The organism is Catenulispora rubra (assembly GCF_015356825.1).
Classification (GTDB): domain Bacteria; phylum Actinomycetota; class Actinomycetes; order Streptomycetales; family Catenulisporaceae; genus Catenulispora; species Catenulispora rubra.
Genome location: NZ_JAACYW010000050.1, coordinates 21109 through 39468, shown reverse-complemented (window position 1 = coordinate 39468; position 18360 = coordinate 21109). Strand labels below are relative to the sequence as shown.

Here is an 18360-nt window from a genome sequence, read left to right as displayed (position 1 = left end):
AGTAGGCATGAAGAGCAACGAGCAGCAGATCGCGACGTCCGTCCTCGTCATCGGCACCGGCGGCGCCGGTCTGCGCGCCGCGATCGAACTGGCCGAACGGGGCGTCGACGTCCTGGCGGTGGGCAAGCGGCCGAAAGCCGACGCGCACACCAGCCTCGCCGCCGGCGGCATCAACGCCGCCCTGTCGACGATGGACCCGGAGGACTCGTGGCAGCAACACGCCGCGGACACCCTGAAGGAGAGCTACCTGCTCGCGGATCCGGAGACAGTGCGGATCGTCACGGAGAACGCCGCACGCGGCATCTCAGACCTCGAACGCTACGGCATGCCCTTCGCTCGCGAAGCCGACGGCCGCATCTCTCAGCGGTTCTTCGGCGCCCACACCTACCGGCGCACCGCCTTCGCCGGCGACTACACCGGGCTGGAGATCCAGCGCACGCTGATCAACCGCGCCACGCAGCTGGACATCCCGATCCTGGACACGGTGTACATCACGCGGATCCTGGTGCGGGACAACGTCGTGTTCGGCGCCTACGGCTTCGATCTGGAGGACGGGACCCGGTACCTGATCCACGCCGACGCCGTCATCCTCGCCGCGGGCGGCCACACCCGCATCTGGCGCAGGACCTCCTCACGCCGGGATGAGAACACCGGGGACTCCTTCCGGCTGGCCCTGGAAGCCGGCGGCCGGATCCGCGACGCGGAGCTCGTGCAGTTTCACCCCTCCGGCCTGATCGCTCCCGAGAACGCAGCCGGCACGCTCGTCTCCGAAGCCGCGCGCGGGGAGGGCGGTGTGCTGCGCAACTCGCTCGGCGAGCGGTTCATGGCCAAGTACGACCCCGAACGCATGGAGCTTTCCACCCGCGACCGCGTCGCCCTGGCCGCCTACACCGAGATCAAGCAGGGGCGCGGCACCCCGGCCGGCGGCGTCTGGCTCGATGTCTCGCACCTGCCCCGCGAGACGATCATGCAGCGGCTGCCCCGCGTCTATCACACGCTGCTCGAACTCCAAATGCTCGACATCACCCGGGAACCCATCGAGATCGCACCCACCGCGCACTACTCGATGGGCGGCGTCTGGGTCCGCCCGGAAGACCACGGCACCGGCGTCGAGGGCCTGTACGCCCTCGGCGAAGCCGCCAGCGGCCTGCACGGCGCGAACCGGCTGGGCGGCAACTCCCTGATCGAGCTGCTGGTCTACGGCCGCATCGTCGGCGAAGCAGCCGCACGCTACTCACGGAGCCTGGCGGCGCAACAGCGGTCTTCGGAGGCGGCAGCGCAAGCACGCCACGAGATCGACGAACTGCTCGCGGCCGACGGCCGGGAGAACGTCCGAACACTGCAACGCACCCTGCGCAACACCATGACCGACCACGCCGGCGTCGTCCGCGACGAGAACGGCCTGCGCGAGGGCCTGTTCGAACTCGACGAACTGGAGCACCGCACCAAGGACGTCGGCATACACCCCGACATCGCCGGCTACCAGGACCTCGCCCACGCCTTCGACCTCAAGGCCGCCACCCTCGCCGCCCGCGCCACCCTCGAATCAGCCCTCGAACGCCGCGAAACCCGCGGCTGCCACAACCGCAGCGACTACCCGAACCCCGACACCGCGCTGCGCGTGAACCTCGTCTGGTCCGGCCCCGGACAGATCACGCACGAGGCGATCGCCGCCATCCCCGACGAGATCGCCACGCTCATGCGCGACGTGTCCACCGAGGGGAAACTCGTCGAGTGAACGCTGAAGCGCCACGGGTTCCGCCGCTGGTCGGAGTGACGCTCAGGCGTTGTGGAACGTCACGCGGACGCCTCCGAGCACGATCACGGCGCCGTCCCGCAGATCGGCCACGCCGACACGCCGGCCGTCGACAAAGGTTCCATTCGTGGAGCCGAGGTCTTGGATGGTCGCGGAGTCGCCGAGACGGATCACGGCATGCCGCGATGAGACCCCCGGGTCATACATCCGAACGTCTGCCTCCGGGCCGCGCCCGAGAGTGGTCTGGCTCGTGGACAACGGGATCCGAGCGCCGTTCATCTCAAGCCAAGGAGCCGTCACCCGCCGCGCACTCGGACCGGAGGGCTGGCTGGCCGGCAGGACGACACTACGGACGCGGCATACCCCGACGGCAAGATCCTCGGCGGCCTCAAGCCGCACCGCGAGCGGCCCGACCAGGACGTAACGCTGCTCCTGCACGTGCGCACGGACCGCTTCGTTCAGCTGCGCCGCCAGCTCCGCCGCTTGCGGGGCGAGCCGGGTGAAGTCGGCAGGGGCGACCTGCACGAGGTAGTCGTTGGCCGCCACCGAGCGCCCCCGCCCTCGGACCACCACCGTGCCGTCGCACTCGCGCCGCAGCTCCGCGGCGATATCCGCGGGCACCAGCTCGGCCTTGAAGGCACGCGCGAAGCCCCCGCTGATCAAGTTGTCCAGTCGCCGTTCGACGCGGTCGAACATTCCCATTCCGGCACCGTCCTCCTGCGTACACACCATACGCGTGGTCCGGCGCGCTGCCGACCGATCTACGATGTCCGGTCGGTCCGCGGTTGTGAGCAGGTACACGCCTGGATCGAGTGATCGCGCTGTCAGGACGCGACATCGCTGCGGTGCTCCGTCTGGAGACTGACCGATGACCTGACCGGCGACGACATACATGATCCTGGCCACCGCGGGATACCAAAGCAGCGGCAGCTCCTCCATCACGCTCAACGGCGCCACCGGCACCACCGGCACACCGACTCCGGTACCGACGACGGTCACGTCGACGGTCGCGCCTCCCGGTAGGACGCCGTCGAGCACCCCGGCGGCGACCCCGAGCGGTGGCGGCTCGCCGGACAGCTCAGCGACCGCGACGTCTACGCCGACACCGACACCGACGCCGACTTCCCGGGCCGGCACACGCTGCTCGTGTCGACCCTGGTGGTCATGCTGATGCCCGGCACGACGCTGGTCGTGCCGCTGTTCCTGGAGACCAGCGCCGTGCACCTGATCGGCTCGATGTGGTCGATCATCCTCCCCTTCTCGTTCTACCCCTTCGGGGTCTTCCTGGCGTACATCTACTTCAACACGGCGATCCCCAGGTCGCTGCTCGAAGCCGCACGCCTCGACGGCTGCACGGAATTCGGCACCTTCCGCCGGGTCGTGCTGCCGCTGGCGACGCCGGTCGTCGCACTCGTCGGGTTCTTCAGCTTCGTCGCCAACTGGACCAACTACTTCCTGCCCTACGTACTTCTGCCGCAGAGCACCCAGCTCCCGATCCAGGTCGGCCTCGGATCCATCGGCGTCGGACGCCCGGAACTCGCGCTCGCCGCCGTGCTGGCGACCACCCCGGTGCTGGCGGTGTTCCTCTTCTCCCAGCGGTTCCTGGTCATGGGCATGCTCGCCGGCGCCGCCAAAGAGTGATCCCGGCGCACCGGCGTCGCCGCGTTCCGCGAGGACCGCCGCGATCGCTCTTGCCCCTTTCTGCCGCCTGTTCACGGGTCGACAGCCCGCGACCAGGTCACGCCGCTCCTCGCGCACGCGCGCGGCTCTAGCCCGGTGCCCGGCGCTCCTTCCTACGTTTGTCGTGGTTCAGGCGCGGGTTCTACGCGCACGACACAGGGAGGGAACCTTGTTCAAGGAACGCCGCACGGCTGCGGCCGTCCATCGGCCGCGAACGCACCATCGCAGGCGCGCGCTGGGCACTCTGGCCGCAGTGGTTGTGGTGCTCGGGGCGGGGCTCGCCAGCGCTCCACAGTCCTCTGCGGCCACCGGTGCCGGTGCCGGTGCCGCCGGGAGCCTCATATCCGGCAGCCACACCAGCCTCGCCGCCACGAGTACACCCACGAAGACCAAGCCCAAGGGCATCAGCGACGCAGCCGTCATGGCCGCCCACGCCGCGGCGAAACCCGCGGTACAGAATGCCTGCGCCGCCCCCAAGCCGGGATCCGCGGCCTGCCTCGCGCAGCGGCGTACCGATCTCAGGCCGCTGGCTCGCGGAAGCGTCGCGCCCTTCAACACGCCCTGGGGCTACGGATACTTCCCCTCCGACCTGCAAAGCGCCTACGGGGTCGGGGCGACCGCGAACGGTCCGCAGACCACGGTGGCGATCGTCGACGCCTACGACGATCCCGCCATCGTCGCGGACGACGCGGCCTACCGGGCCCAGTTCGGCCTGGCCGCGTGCGACCCCACGACGCTGTCGGGCTGCGTGACCAAGGTCAACGAGCTCGGCGCCCCGGGCCCGCTGCCCGCCGCGGCGTCCGGCGCCACCATCGGCTGGGCCACCGAGGAGACGCTGGACGTGGACATGGTGTCCGCGCTGTGCCAGCAGTGCCACATCCTGCTGGTCGAGACGAACAGCGCCGGCTACGGGGACCTCGGTGTCGGCGTGAACTCGGCCGTCGCCCAGGGCGCCAAGTACGTCTCCAACAGCTACGGCGGGCCCGAGTTCAGCGGGGAGACCCAACTCGACACCGCCTACTACAACCACCCCGGCGTCGTCATCACCGCCTCCGCCGGCGACAGCGGCTACGGGGTCATGTACCCGGCTGCCTCCCCCGACGTGACCGCGGTCGGCGGCACCTCACTGTCGGCCGGCGGCAACGCCCGCGGCTGGACCGAGAGCGCCTGGTCCGGCACCGGCTCCGGCTGCTCCGCCTACGAGGCGAAGCCCGCCTGGCAGTCGGACACCGGCTGCTCCCGGCGCGCCGTGGCCGACGTCTCGGCGGACGCCGACCCGAACACCGGCGTGGCCGTCTACGACAGCTACAACGCGGGCGGGTGGACGCAGGTGGGAGGTACCAGCGAGTCCGCTCCGATCATCGCCGCCGTATACGCCCAGGCGAACAACATCACCGGCGGTACGTACCCCGCGTCGTATCCGTACGCGCACACCGGCAACCTCAACGACGTCACGAGCGGCAGCAACGGCAGCTGCAGCCCGACCTACCTGTGCACCGCCCGGACGGGTTACGACGGGCCCACGGGCAGCGGCACGCCGCAGGGAACAGCCGGGTTCGTGCCGGACACCGTGTTCTCGAACCCGAACCTGGTGCTCGGCGCCAGAAGCACGGACGGCAACACCTACGCCTCCCAAGGCGCGCTGAGCGGTGCGCCGTGGAACCTTGAGACGTCCGGTGCGGCGCACCAGGCCGTGGCGAGCGATTCCACGAACGGTCCGCTGCTCGTCGCCTCCACCGGCAACGGCGAGGTGTACGCGAAGGAGGGCGGCCTGTCCGCCGGCTGGGTCGACGAAGGCGGCCCGGCGACGCAGGTCGCGGCCGCGAGCGACCCGACGAACGGTCCTCTGGTGGCGTACGTCGCCTTCGGCGGGGAGCTGTACGTGAAGGAGGGCAGCCTGTCCGCCGGCTGGGTGGACGAGGCCGGCGACGTCGCCCAGGTCGCCGTCGCCAGCGACCCGGTCCACGGCCCGCTGCTGGTGATCGTGCAGTCCAACGGCGAGGTCTGGGCCAAGGAGGGCGGCCTGTCGACCGCCTGGGTGGACGAAGCCGGCAGCATGACCCACGTCGCGGCGGCCAGCGACGCCGCGAACGGCCCGCTGATCACGGCCCTGAGTTCGACCGGCGAGGTCTGGTCGAAGGAGGGCGGCCTCTCGACGAACTGGGTGGACGAGGCCGGCGGCATGACCCAGATCGCGGTCGCCAGCGACCCGCTCGACGGCCCGCTGATCACCGCGATCCGCGCCGACGGCGAGGTCCTCGCCAAGGAAGGCGGGCTCTCGACGAACTGGGTCGACGAGCACACCCAGGCCGCTTCGATCGCCGTGGGCAGCGATCCCGGCAACGGTCCGCTCATCTTCACCCTGAACAGCAGCGGTGCGGCTTACGTCAAGGCCGGCGCGCTGTGGACGACCTGGGTGTACGTGGGCAAGAACGTCCTGGACATCGCCGCCACGGGGTGATCCGTGGAAACCGGCGAACGAGCCGTCGGCGGTCGCACGTGGATCCCACGTGCGACCGTCGGCGGCTCTTACCGTCCGACTACAGGTTCCGCACGGGACATATCAGAGGCCTACCAGCGGTGCGAGAATCGTCCCCGGGGTCCACGACAGGGATCCCGGGGAGCGATGGCACAACCATGGTCGGCAAGGCACATACCGTCCGGGACGACGACAGTCCGCTGCGCCGTGCGCGCGAGGCGGCGGGTATCAGCCAGAAGGAGCTCGCCGGACGCGCCGGAATGAGCGTCCGTGCCCTGCGATACCTCGAAGACGGCCAGGTCGCCAAGCCCAGGGCGGTCTCGATCCACCGCCTGGCCCGGGCCCTGGACCTCACCGCCGAGGAACTGGCCGAGCGCCTTGCCCAGCGCCTTGCCGAGCCCGCCCCCGCGCGTCCGCGTCCAGGGCCCGGCGGTGTCGGCGTCCGGCAGCGTCCGGTCCCCGCCCCGGCCGGCCGGATCCGGATCCGGGTCCTCGGCCGGTTCACGATCCTGCGCGGCGACGTGGTCGTCGAGATGAATTCGCCCCTGCAGCAGGCGGTGCTGGGCCTGCTGGCGGTACGGCACGGCCGGGTCGTCACCGTGCAGGATCTCGTGGACGCGTTGTGGTACGAAGATCCTCCCCGCACCTGCCGGGAACTCGTCCACACCTACATCGGCCAGGTGCGCCGGGTCCTGGAGCCCGAATCACAGGCGGGCGAACGCGGCCGGCTGCTGCGCAGCACCGGCGGCGGATACCTGCTCACGGTGGATCCGGAGCAACTCGACCTGGCCGCGTTCGACCGCCTGGCCGAGCAGGGCCGGCGCGCCTGGGAACGGGGCGCGGCGACCTCGGCGTGCCAGTTGTTCGGCGAGTCGTGGGCGTGCTGGCAGGGAACACAGGTGCTGGCGGGCGACACGCGGCTCAGCAGGCATCCGGACGTCGCCGGGGTACAGGCGCGCCGGACCTCGCTGCTGCTCGACTGGTCGGACGCGGCGTTCTCGGTCGGCCGCTACGCGCAGGTCGCCGAGCCGCTGCGGGACGCCCACGGCTCCGAACCGCTGCACGAGGATGTGGCCGCGCGGCTGATGCTGGCCCTGACGGGCACCGGACGGCAGGCCGCGGCCCTGGCGCTGTTCGAGGAAGTCCGTGCCCTGCTGGACGCCGAACTCGGCGTGTCGCCGGGCGCCGGGCTGCGGGCCGCGCAGCTGAGGATCCTGCGCGACCGGCTCCCGGGACCGGTCGAACGGCCGGCCCCGGCGGTACCGACTCCGGCGCAACTGCCCGCCGAGCCGGTCGGGTTCGTCGGCCGCCGGGAGCACCTGGACCGGCTGGACGCGATCATGACCGAACACCGGTCCGGACAAGCGGCGACCGGGCTGATCGTGCTGACCGGGATGGGGGGACTCGGCAAGACGATGCTGGCGCTGCGCTGGGCGCACCGCGTGCTCGACCGGTTCCCCGACGGGCAACTGCACGTCGATCTCCGCGGCCACAGCGGCTCCGAATCAGTCCGGCCGCACGCCGCCCTGAGCGGCTTCCTGACTGCTCTCGGCGTCCCGCCGGCCCAGGTTCCCGAAGGAGTGGAACAGGCCGCCGCCCTGTATCGCAGCCTCCTGGCGGGAAAACGCGTCCTGGTCCTGCTGGACAACGCCGGGCGGGCTGATCAGATCCGCCCGCTGGTGCCCGCGGGCGGATCGCTCGTGCTCGCCACGTCGCGACATCGCATGACAGGACTGGTCGCGCGGGACGGAGCGCGGATGATCTCGCTCGACGCGCTCGCGCCCCGAGAAGCCCTGGCTCTGTTGGAAGGCATGATCGGCACACCGCGTATCGTGCGGGAGCCCCAGGCGGCCGCGGAACTGGTCCAGCTGTGCGCCCGACTGCCGCTGGCCCTGAGCATCGCCGCGGCGAACCTGGCCGCCCGGCCGCATCTGAGCCTGGCCGATTACGCGAGGACTTTGAAGACGGACAACCGGCTCGACGCCCTGGAGACGGCCGACGACCCGGACGCCGCCGTGCGAGCCGCGTTCGCGCTGTCCGTGGATGCCCTGCCGCCCGCGGAGGGCCGCATGTTCCGCCTGCTCGGCGCAGTCCCGGGATTCGACGTGGCGACCGGGACGGCGGCGGCGGTCGCGGGAGTCAGCCGCCGCTCCGCGGCACAGGCGCTGATCGGGCTGGCCGACCGGCACCTGGTGCAGGAACGCGGTGCCGACCGCTTCGCCATGCACGACCTCGTCCGGCTGTTCGCTTCGGAACTGGCCGACGGCGACGCCGAGAGCGCCGAGGCCACCGCGCGGCTGGCGCAGCACCACCTGGCCCGTCTGGAATCGGTCGCGGACGCCCTGTATCCACATCTGCTTCATCTGCCCGACCACGGTGGCTCGAACAGGCGGAAAGGCCTGAGCGGCCTGAACGACCCGACCGGCCCGAGTGCCGACGACGTGCCCGCCTTCCCCGATCCGGCCGCGGCGTTGGCCTGGATCAACGCCGAGCGGGCCAATCTCGTCGCGCTGGTCCCCCACCTGGTCGGCCAAGGCAGCGCCGCATCCGCGTCGGCCATGGCCGACCTGATGACCGGCTACTTCATGATGCGTTCGGGGACGGCCGACTGGGCCGCGGTGGCCCAGGCCGCGCGCGGCGCGGCGCGTCTGGGCGACGACCCCCGGGCCGTGGCCGCGGCGGAGTTGTCCATCGCGATGGTGGATGTGGCCCAGGGACGTCACGCTTCGGCGGCAAGGCGCTTCGGCCGGACGGCGGTGGTGGCCGAACGAGCCGGATGGACGGAGTGCCAGGCGGTCGCGCTGAACAACCTCGGCAGCGCGTTGTGGACAGCCGGACGTGTCGAGGAAGCACTGGCCGCCCTCGAACAAGCTCTGCAGCTGCACCGCGCCTGCGGCCGGGCGGCCGGCGAGGCGGTGAGTCTGGCGAACCTCGGCGCGGCCCACCTGGACCGCGGCGCCCTGCTCGACGCGGCCGAGCCCGATGACGTCCGAGCGGCGCGGCTGGCCACCGCCGAGGCCTTTCTCACCGCGGCTCTGACGATGCACCGGCAGATCGGCGACCACCGCAATGAAGCGGACACGTTGACGAGGCTTGCCCAGGCCAGTCGCGAGCGCGACGACCTCCGCGCGGCACTGGAGCTGGCCCAAGCGGCGATCGACACAGCCCGTTCCGCCGGAGATCTGCGTTTCGAGGCGGCGGCCGAAGGCACCGCGGCCACCGTGTCATCCCGTTTAAGAGACGACCGATCCGCCCTAGAGCACATCGCGCGCGCGAACGCCCTGGTGGACTCCATCGACCACCCCCCGCTGGCGGCGCGCATCTACCTCCTGGGCGCCGACACCTGCCTCTCACTCGGCCGCTGGGAGGACGCCTCGTTGTACGTCGAAGACGCGCAGCGCGTAGCCCGCCTGGTCACCTCGCCCATGCTGGAGCGGCAATGCCTTATATGGACGAACCGCATCCAGCGATACCACGAGACCGCCATGGCCGACATGCGCTGACCGCCGCTGACGCGGCTAAGATGACGAAGCTCAGCGGTATCAGGGTTCTGGAATGAGAAGGGCGGAGCATGGGCGCGTCGTCTACCTGTGCCGCGAACATGTACGTACCCTGTGATTCCCCTACGCGGATTGAGGTCATCAGGATCCTGACGCCATGGCACACGTTGCCCGGGGGCCTCGGCCTACGGGTTCGACGCTATGGTGTCGAGCTGGGCGGATACCGGCGAGCGGGTGCGATCAGAACGTCCGCCGTCAGGCCGAGCACCAGCCACAGCCGCACCTCGCCGAGCAACGCCGCGTTCGAGGTCAGTAGTGGTGCGATGCCCAGTGCCAGGCCGGACAGCAGGGTCCAGACGGGGATCGGCCACCGCGTGCGCAGCAGGTCCCACAGCAATGCGCCGAGCAGCAGGCCGACCGTGTAGTAGTTGTAGACGCCGGGGTCCAGCACCAGGCGTGCTCCGACGCCCAACACGATGACGGCAGGCCAGCGGTGCCGTTTGATCGCGACGGCGCCCAGGAGGCACCCCAGGATGATCTGCGCTGGCCGATCCCAGGCGGGCGTCGTCGGCGAGCTGACGCCCAGGGCGCGCAGCGCCGAGGAGGGCTGGTTGGTGATGGCGTACTGGGCCGCGGTGAGCGTGTGCGGGTCCGCCAGGACGAACGGGAGCCAGGCCAGCAGCACGCCGGTCGCCGTGCAGATCGCGACGTGTTTCCGGGCCGCTCGGGGTGCGGCGAACACCAGCGGCAGGAAGACCAGCGCCCAGGGCTTGGAGTCCACCGACAGCGCCAAGCAGATCCCTGCGACGGCCGGCAGGTCCGAGACCAGGGCCCACGCCGCGAGCGTCACGAACAGCAAGGCCAGTACGTCGTCGAGGTGCCCGTACCCGGCCGCCAGGTTCAGCCAGCCGATGAGGAACACGCCGCCGCCGACCAGCATGGCGAGGCGCAGCCGGGTGTCGTCGGCCAGTTCCGGACGCAAGGTGACGGTGATCCGCCGGATCGCGTACAGAACGAACAACCCCACGGCGGTCATGATCGCCTCGGCAGGGATGACGCCAGCGGGGTCCAGCAGCCGCAGGCCTTGGGCCGCGACGGACGTGACCGGCCCGAATTGCAGCTGGGGATAGTTCGCGTACACATGCAGCCCACCTGCCGGGGCGCCCGCGGCCGCGCCGTCGAACAGCAGCGCGCCGGCCTGGCGGAAGTAGTGCCAGGAGTAGCCGCCGTGGCGGGCGACGACGACGAACCACAACACCGCCCAACAGCCGAGCAGGGCCCACATCCGCGCGTCGTCCAGCACGCGCCGGGGACGGCCTTGGACGAGTGTCCGATCGATTGCACCCCCGACGGTCTCGTCGGATTGCAGCGGCCAAGCCCGTGGGGCAGCGCGCCAATCATCGGGGCCGCCACTGGTGGTCTGCCATTCCGACAGTTCGGGCGACGTGGCCATGGGAACCTCCTGCGAATGGAGGGAACAGCGGGGTTGCCCTCGCTCAGGACAACGTTGCCACCCGCCATTACAGCTCCTGAACCGGCGTGATACACGGCAAACGGAGACATGGTTGAGAGCAAACAGAGAACTTGGCCATCGCCGAAGTGAAGCACCCCGGGTTCCGGGGACAGCGACAGCTTTGACACCAGTTCAGGGTCCGTTGTTCGATCGCCTACTCCGGTCCCGCATGCTCTGGCGTCCGTCTCGCGCAACGCGTCGCAGACCTCTTGCCTTCCGAGCATCGCCTCGGCGCCCGCGCGCCTGCGATCCGGCAGCCTGACCTTCTGGCCCTTAACCCTTGATGCACCCCTGCAACGTTGACGTTCCGCAATTGGGCCACTACTTTCCTCCAAAACGTCAGGGTTCTTAGAACACTCTTAGCAAATCCTGCGCAAAACCTTGACGTCATGCGCTGGGCCATGCCACCAGGCATCGGCGCGCGCTCTCCCCGCACGCCCTTCGCACCACTCCCGCGAGAGGAAGCCCGTGAGATCGCAACACCCCCACACCAAGCGCGGCCGTACGCGACTGCTCGCCGTCGGCCTGGCCGTCGGCACCGCCGTCGCGGCCGGCGTCACCGCGCTGACCGCCGGAGCCGCCACGGCGACCGCCGCCGGACCGGCTGTCACCCCGAACGCGCAGACCCTGGCCGCCCAGAGCGCCGACACGCTCGTCGCCGCCAGGCCCGCGTTCCTGCACGCCGGCACGAACGACCAGTTCGTGCGCCAGCAAGTCATCTCGTCCAACGGCGCGCAGTACGTGCCGTATCTGCGCACGTACTCAGGTCTGCCCGTGGTCGGCGGCGACTTCGTCATCGCCACCAACAGCGCCGGCCAGGTCGTGTTCCAGTCGGTCGCCCAGGACCACGCGATCGGCGCACTGTCCACCACCCCGACGCTCAGCAGCGCTCAGGCCGTCTCGGCGGCCTCCGGGCAGCTGAAGTCGGTCTCGAAGGTCGAGGGCACGCAGCTCGTCGTGTACGCGCTGGGTTCCGGCCCGGCCGCCCTGGCCTGGGAGACCACCCTGGACGGCGTCGGCGGCGACGGCCCCAGCCGGCTGAGCGTGGACGTCGACGCCAGGACCGCCGCGGTCCTGCACACGCAGGAGCACGTCGAGCACGGCAGCGGCACCAGCGCGTGGAACGGCCCCAACCCGGTCCACATCGACACCTCGGGCTCCGGCAGCTCGTTCTCGATGAACACCCCGAACATCACGAACATGCCCTGCCAGGACGCGGCGAGCAACACCACGTTCACCAAGTCCACCGACGTCTGGGGCAGCACCGACAAGACCAGCCGGGAGACCGGCTGCGTGGACGCCCTGTTCGGGGCGCAGACCGAGTTCAAGATGCTCGCCCAGTGGGACGGGCGCAACGGCATGGACGGCAACGGCGGCGCCTGGCCGATCCGCGTCGGCGACCAGGAGGAGAACGCCTACTACGACGGCACCCAGGTCCAGATCGGCTACAACTCCCAGGGCCAGTGGATCGGCGCGATCGACGTCATCGCGCACGAGATGGGCCACGGCATCGACGACCACACCCCCGGCGGCATATCCGGCAACGGCACCCAGGAGTTCGTCGCCGACACCTTCGGCGCGTCCACCGAGTGGTTCGCCAACGAGCCCGCGCCGTACGACGTGCCGGACTTCACCGTCGGCGAGCAGATCAACCTCCAGGGCACCGGGCCGATCCGCAACATGTACAACCCGTCGCTGATCAACAACGACCCGAACTGCTACTCCAGCTCCATCCCCAGTGACGAGGTGCACGCCGCGGCCGGCCCCGGCAACCACTGGTTCTACCTGGTGGCCGAGGGAACCAACCCGACCAACGGCCAGCCGACCAGCCCCACCTGCAACAACTCCACCGTCACCGGCGTGGGCATCCAGAACGCCGAGAAGATCATGTACAACGCGATGCTGCTGAAGAACTCGGGAGCCTCGTACCTGACCTACCGTGTCTGGACCCTGCAGGCGGCCAAGACCCTGGACCCGACCTGCGCGGAGTTCAACACGGTGAAGGCGGCCTGGACCGCGGTCAGCGTCCCGGCCCAGTCCGGCGAGCCGACCTGCACCGCCAGCACCAACGACTTCTCGATGGCGGTCTCCCCCACCTCCGGCTCGGTCAACCCCGGCAGCTCCCTGACGGCGACCGTGTCCACCACCCTGACCAGCGGCTCAGCCCAGTCGGTCGCCCTGACCGCCTCCGGCCTGCCGTCCGGTGCCACCGCCTCGTTCAGCCCGTCGTCGGTCACCACCGGCTCGACCTCGACGCTGACTCTGAGCACGGCGAGCACCACGCCGGCCGGCAGCTACTCGGTGACCATCACGGGTACCGGCGCTTCCGCGACGCACACCGCCACGTTCACGCTGACGGTCAACGGTTCCGGCAGCGAGACGGTCTCGGTCACCAGCCCCGGCAACCAGACCTCGACTCAGGGCACTGCTATCAGCACCCTGCAGATCTCCGGTTCCGACTCCGCCGGCAAGTCGCTGACCTACTCCGCCACCGGCCTCCCGGCCGGCCTGTCGATCAGCAGCTCCGGCGCCATCACCGGCACCCCCACCGGCACCGGCACCTCGTCCGTGACCGTCACAGCCTCCTCGGGCACCGCCTCCGGCTCCACGACCTTCTCCTGGACGGTCAACCCCTCCGGTGGCGGCGGCTGCACCGCGACGCAACTGCTGGGCAACCCCGGCTTCGAGACCGGTAGCGCCACCCCGTGGACCGCGACCTCCGGTGTCATCAACAGCGACACCACCTCCGAGCCGGCCCACTCCGGCAGCTACGACGCCTGGCTCGACGGCTACGGCACCACCCACACCGACACCCTCGCCCAGAGTGTGGCGATCCCCTCCACCTGCAAGACGGCGAACTTCTCGTTCTTCGTCCACATCGACACCGCCGAGACCACGACCAGCACCGCCTACGACAAGCTGTCGGTCCAGGTCCTGAACTCCTCCGGCACCGTCGTGGGCACCCTGGCCACCTACAGCAACCTCAACGCCGCCAGCGGCTACGTGTCCCACTCCTTCAACCTGGCCAGCTACATCGGGCAGACCATCACCCTGAAGTTCACCGGCACCGAGGACGCCTCCCTGCAGACGTCCTTCGTGCTCGACGACACCGCGCTGAACGTCAACTGACACCGCGAGCCGCCGTAGCGCGATGACGCGTTCACGGTGACAGACAGGACCAGCGGCCGCCTGGCGATCCCTCAAGATCGTCAGGCGGCCGCTGCCATGCCGCGGCCTGGGCGGCGTGCAGGCATTGGCACGAGCATCCGGACCCGTCCGCGCCCGAATGCGCCGAGACCGCCGTAGTTGGCATTGCGTCGTCGATTCCTTGACGCCTGGTCTACTGGCCGAACCGCAGCGGCGTGGGATGCCACGCTGATCCCGCACTGAAACGCGGTTCCACTCCGTGCGGCCCGGTCACGGCAGTAGAACCCGACCACGACCAGGCTGGCGTCCCCTGCCGGGGACGCACCGAAAGGGGAAAGACTCTCATGACCACGCGCAAGCGTCTGCGCACGGCCGCCCTGCTGACCGGCCTCGCCCTCACCACCACGCTCGGGATCCCGACCGTCGGCGCGACTACCGGAGCCGGCGGTATCACGATCCTCTACGCCTCGGAGTTTCAGAGGACCCACAACTGCGAGGTCATCGGTAGCGATCAGTACGGCAACCAGGCCGTCGTCTGCGTCGACCTCGTCACGTCCCCCATGTGGGATACCGTTAACGTCTTCTACCCGTACTACGTTTGGGCCGAGGCTGAGGCCTACTGCCAGACCAGCGCCGGGGTTGTGGAGCAGTGCGCGAACATCATTGTGACCGCCGAAGTGGCCCAAGAGCCGTCGGGCGCCGCGGGCAGCTCCGCCCAGGTATGCGGGCACGCCGCCGGCGCCTGCCCGGTCGGACGGCTGACGGCGGGCACAAACCAACTCTCCTACAACAGCTCGGTGGGGTGCTCAGGTGATCCGAACTCGGGCTTCGACGCGTGGGGCATCGCGCTCGGAGGCGCCGCGACGGTGATCGAACTTCCCAAGTCCGGCAAGAACGTCACCTTGAGCAGCAACTACGGCAGCGGCCACTACTACATCTGCATGTAAGCACAAACAGGCCGCCGCGAGCGCTACGCGACACGAACGGCTCGGAACGTGGCCCAGCCCCGATGCGGACAGCGATGGTCGGCCCGCGATGGATCCAACGCGGTGCCGGCCACTACCCTCAGGTGCGAAGCGAAGGACCGCGGCCTGCACGGCCGCAGCCTCGGCGTCGACCACAGCTCGATAGGCCCGCCAGGCAAGGAAGTCGGTGCGGTCAAGGGCAGCGGTACGCGGCATCGGGCTCCTTCCGCAGGCTGCTTCGGAATCCCCGAAGTAGAATCCAGCACGGTGAAGGAGTGACCTCGACATGACCGAGCCCGTCCCCGGGTCGCCGGCGGCCACGTCGGCTGATGTAGAGCGCGCTCAGGCCGAGGTTGGGCGGCACCTTCCGGCTCCGCTGGTCGCGCTGTGGAAGGTGACAGACGGCCTGATCACCGATGCCGGGGTGACCGTGTACTCGGCTGGGTGCATCGGCGAACGCAACACCACCTACGAAGTCGCGCAGTACGCACCAGGTTTCGTTCTCATCGGTGATGACAGTGGTGGCCGCGGGTTTCTCCTGCGTGCCGACGATCCGCACTCTGCCGTGTTCTCGTCAGACCTGGGCGATCTGGGTCCTGAGGACTTCGAGGTCGAGTCCGTGGACTTCGCGTCCTGGATCGAATCGCTCTGACCTGACCCCATCTCCCAGCACGTCCCTTGTGCGCCGTGGATGGCCTCTCGCCATACATTTGATGTTTGGCGAAGGCGTCCGTCGATAAACCAGGATCCTGCCAGCAGGCAGCCACGAATTCTCGCCAAACATCAGGCCTTTCCCTTGACGCCCGGGAGCCCGAGTGGAACGTTCCTCTTCGAGGCTTGAGAACGTTCACATCGCCCTCACCGTTTCGAGTCGAGGAGATCCGATGAACCTCCTGCACCGAACGCCGCGTGGGAAGAGCCCTGGCAGGAGACCTGGCCGCCGGTCACCCGCGCGGCTGCTCGCTCTGATGGGGCTGCTCGCCGCCTCCCTCCTGGGGCCGGCGACGTCGGCCCACGCGTCCGACTACACCTCCTCCAACCTGCCGGACTGGGCCATCGGCCCGTTCACGCGGCAGGCGCAGCCCACCCCGGCGCCGGTCCTGAGCCCCACCGGCACCGGCTGGGAGTCCCAGCACGTGCTCAACCCCGGCGTCGTGTACCGCGGCGGCGCCTACCAGATGCTCTACCGCGCCGACGGCGGCGGCCCGGACCAGATCGGGCACGCCACCAGCACCGACGGACTGCACTTCACCCGGGACGCGGCCAACCCCGTGATCCAGGACAACGTGCTGCCGTACGAAAGCGGCGGGGTCACCGACCCGCGGCTCTACGAGCTCAACGGCACCTACTACAGCTTCGTGGCCGCTTACGACTGGTCCAACAGCCCGCCGCAGACGATCATGGAGACCACCTCGACGGACCTGGTGCACTGGACTACAGCGGTGCCGATCGTGCACACCAACTACGACCCCGCCGTGGTCACCGACGGCAATGACACGCCGGTGCTGATGAACACCCAATACGGGCCCCGGTACGTCATGTACTACGGCGACGCCGACCCGGCCAAGGGCAGGTTCATCGCCTACTCCACCGATATGAAGACGTGGACCAACAACACACCCTTCGACATGCACTTCCCGGCGAACTACACGCCGTGGGAAATCTGCGTGACGGTGACCGACTACCAGGCCGTCGCCGGCGGCCCGGTGAACCACAACATCGTGATGTTCGTGGCCGGGACACTGATGGCGCACGGCCGCTGGTACTACGGCGTCAGCGAGGTCGAGTTCTCCGGCACCGACCTGACACAGCAGGTCGGGCAGCTCACCGAGCCGGTGCTCAGCCCCGCGACACCGTACGAGATCAACGGCCGCACCCAGAACACGATCTTCATGAACTCGATCCTGTTCCACAACGGCCAGTGGTCCATGTACTACGGCGCCGCGGACACCGTCATCGGCCTGGCGACCGCGCCACTGCGCCCGAGCGCGCAGGCCCCGTTCAGCAGCACCGGCTTCGAAAACGGCGACCGCTACCCGGACTGGGCCGACCAGGCCGACACCGGCGGCGGCCAAAGCGGCGGAATCAGCAACGTCGTCGGCTACCCCGGCTTCGGACTGGCCGGACCGGAGGCCGGCATGCGCCAGGAGACCACACACAGCGGCTCCACGGCGCTGATGTACTCGGGGGCGGCCAGCGGCGCCGCGACGAACTACGCGTACATGCAACTGTTCGACACCTCGGCACATCCACCGACCGTGGACGCCAACACGACGCTGTCGTACTGGATCTACCCACAGAACTCTGCGAACAGCGAGTGTGTGGCGCTGGACATTGTGTTCAGCGACGGCTCGGCGCTGCGCAACCTCGGAGCCACCGACCAGAACGGCAACAGACTGCATCCAGCCGGCCAGTGCGGCCACTTGACGCTGAACCAGTGGAACCTGGTGACGGCCAAAATCGGCGCGGCCGCCGCGGGACGAACACCCGTCCGCATCGACCTGGGCTATGACCAACCCGGCGGCAACGGCGGCTATCGAGGCTACGTCGACGACATCAGCCTGACCGGCTGAACGGCACAGCCAAGGCTGCGCCTGACACCGTGAAAACGTCGTCAGGCACAGCCACGCCTTCGATTCGGTGGCCGTCAGTCGATGATCGAGATCCCGCCGTGCGGCTTCCTCACGTTCGCGAAGTCATGCTGTCGGTCCAGTCTCGCGCTTCGCGTGTGTAGTGGCGGCATTGACCATCGCGGCGACGGCCGTCACCACGGATTGGCGATAGGCGGCGCGGCGCCGGCCGTCGCCGTCATCGCCGTCGTCGTCACTGAGCGGGTTGCGGATACTCGGCGAGGTCGTATTCCAGGCCTGCGCGGCGCCGAGGGCGATCATCATGAGGTCGGTGGCGACGGTGAGGTCCACGTCGTGGTGCCGGGCGATCCGGGTGGCCTTGTCGACATGGGATTCGACCTCGGCGTCGGAGGCGTCGGGAATCTCGAGCGTGCGCCACTGGCTGAGCCGTTGCAGACCCTGGTCGGCGACCAGCGCGTCGAACAGGGCCTCTTTCGAGCCGACGTTTTCCACCCGGTCCCGCGGTTCGAGGACATCGGCGGTGTAGGACGGGTCGAACGCGTCGAGCTGCCCGCGACCGAACTGGCCGTCGTCGAGCACGTCCGGGCCCACGACGACATCGACGTGACCTACGGCCGGAGGTGCCCCGGCACCAGCGGCGATGAGGCAGCCCACATGCGCTTTTGAGTGCTTCGGCCACCAGGTACCCGAGCTTTCTGTTTTCTGGACGCGGGACGAGCCGTCTCCTGG

The 18360-nt window shown here is 69.5% G+C and carries 10 protein-coding genes and 1 pseudogene; 8 read left to right on the top strand and 3 right to left on the bottom strand.

The window, feature by feature from the left end; translation table 11 throughout:
* Positions 1-7 precede the first annotated feature (7 nt).
* Entirely contained in the window at positions 8-1738 is a 1731-nt protein-coding gene (locus GWK61_RS16770) for an FAD-dependent oxidoreductase (RefSeq protein ID WP_194909313.1), read from the top strand.
* 42 nt (positions 1739-1780) lie between these two features.
* Here the strand turns inward: GWK61_RS16770 and GWK61_RS60775 are convergent, their stop codons facing one another.
* Positions 1781-2452: an FHA domain-containing protein gene (locus tag GWK61_RS60775; RefSeq protein WP_228562437.1), complete on the bottom strand. Its 672-nt coding sequence runs from the start codon at positions 2450-2452 to the stop codon at positions 1781-1783.
* 423 nt (positions 2453-2875) lie between these two features.
* Here GWK61_RS60775 and GWK61_RS16760 point away from each other — a divergent pair.
* From GWK61_RS16760 to GWK61_RS16750, 3 genes and pseudogenes are all read left to right on the top strand, one after another.
* A pseudogene (locus tag GWK61_RS16760) lies at positions 2876-3397 on the top strand (carbohydrate ABC transporter permease); the annotation flags it as partial.
* Between the two features lie 208 nt (positions 3398-3605).
* Positions 3606-5897, top strand: a complete 2292-nt coding sequence (locus tag GWK61_RS16755) for a S53 family peptidase (RefSeq protein ID WP_194909311.1) — start codon at positions 3606-3608, stop codon at positions 5895-5897.
* A 176-nt stretch (positions 5898-6073) separates the two neighbouring features.
* Positions 6074-9418: a BTAD domain-containing putative transcriptional regulator gene (locus GWK61_RS16750; protein WP_194909310.1), complete on the top strand. Its 3345-nt coding sequence runs from the start codon at positions 6074-6076 to the stop codon at positions 9416-9418.
* A 196-nt stretch (positions 9419-9614) separates the two neighbouring features.
* On the opposite strand, the gene GWK61_RS16745 is transcribed toward GWK61_RS16750, so the two are convergent.
* A complete protein-coding gene (locus GWK61_RS16745; protein ID WP_194909309.1) occupies positions 9615-10868 on the bottom strand; it encodes a hypothetical protein in 1254 nt (417 codons plus the stop codon).
* Positions 10869-11396: 528 nt separating this feature from the next.
* Here GWK61_RS16745 and GWK61_RS16740 point away from each other — a divergent pair.
* From GWK61_RS16740 to GWK61_RS16725, 4 genes are all read left to right on the top strand, one after another.
* On the top strand, positions 11397-14057 hold the full coding sequence (locus GWK61_RS16740) for a M4 family metallopeptidase (protein ID WP_323747599.1): 2661 nt from the start codon (positions 11397-11399) through the stop codon (positions 14055-14057).
* A gap of 362 nt (positions 14058-14419) precedes the next feature.
* Positions 14420-15022, top strand: a complete 603-nt coding sequence (locus GWK61_RS16735; protein WP_194909308.1) for a hypothetical protein — start codon at positions 14420-14422, stop codon at positions 15020-15022.
* Positions 15023-15326: 304 nt separating this feature from the next.
* The gene (locus GWK61_RS16730) at positions 15327-15692 is read left to right on the top strand and encodes an SMI1/KNR4 family protein (protein ID WP_228562431.1); all 366 of its coding nucleotides are present in this window, start codon (positions 15327-15329) and stop codon (positions 15690-15692) included.
* Between the two features lie 316 nt (positions 15693-16008).
* Positions 16009-17613 (top strand): glycoside hydrolase family 130 protein, encoded by a 1605-nt coding sequence (locus tag GWK61_RS16725; RefSeq protein ID WP_194909307.1) that lies wholly within the window; start codon positions 16009-16011, stop codon positions 17611-17613.
* Positions 17614-17736: 123 nt separating this feature from the next.
* Here the strand turns inward: GWK61_RS16725 and GWK61_RS61540 are convergent, their stop codons facing one another.
* Complete coding sequence (locus tag GWK61_RS61540) at positions 17737-18222, bottom strand: hypothetical protein (protein WP_194909306.1); 486 nt, start codon at positions 18220-18222, stop codon at positions 17737-17739.
* Positions 18223-18360: the final 138 nt, after the last annotated feature.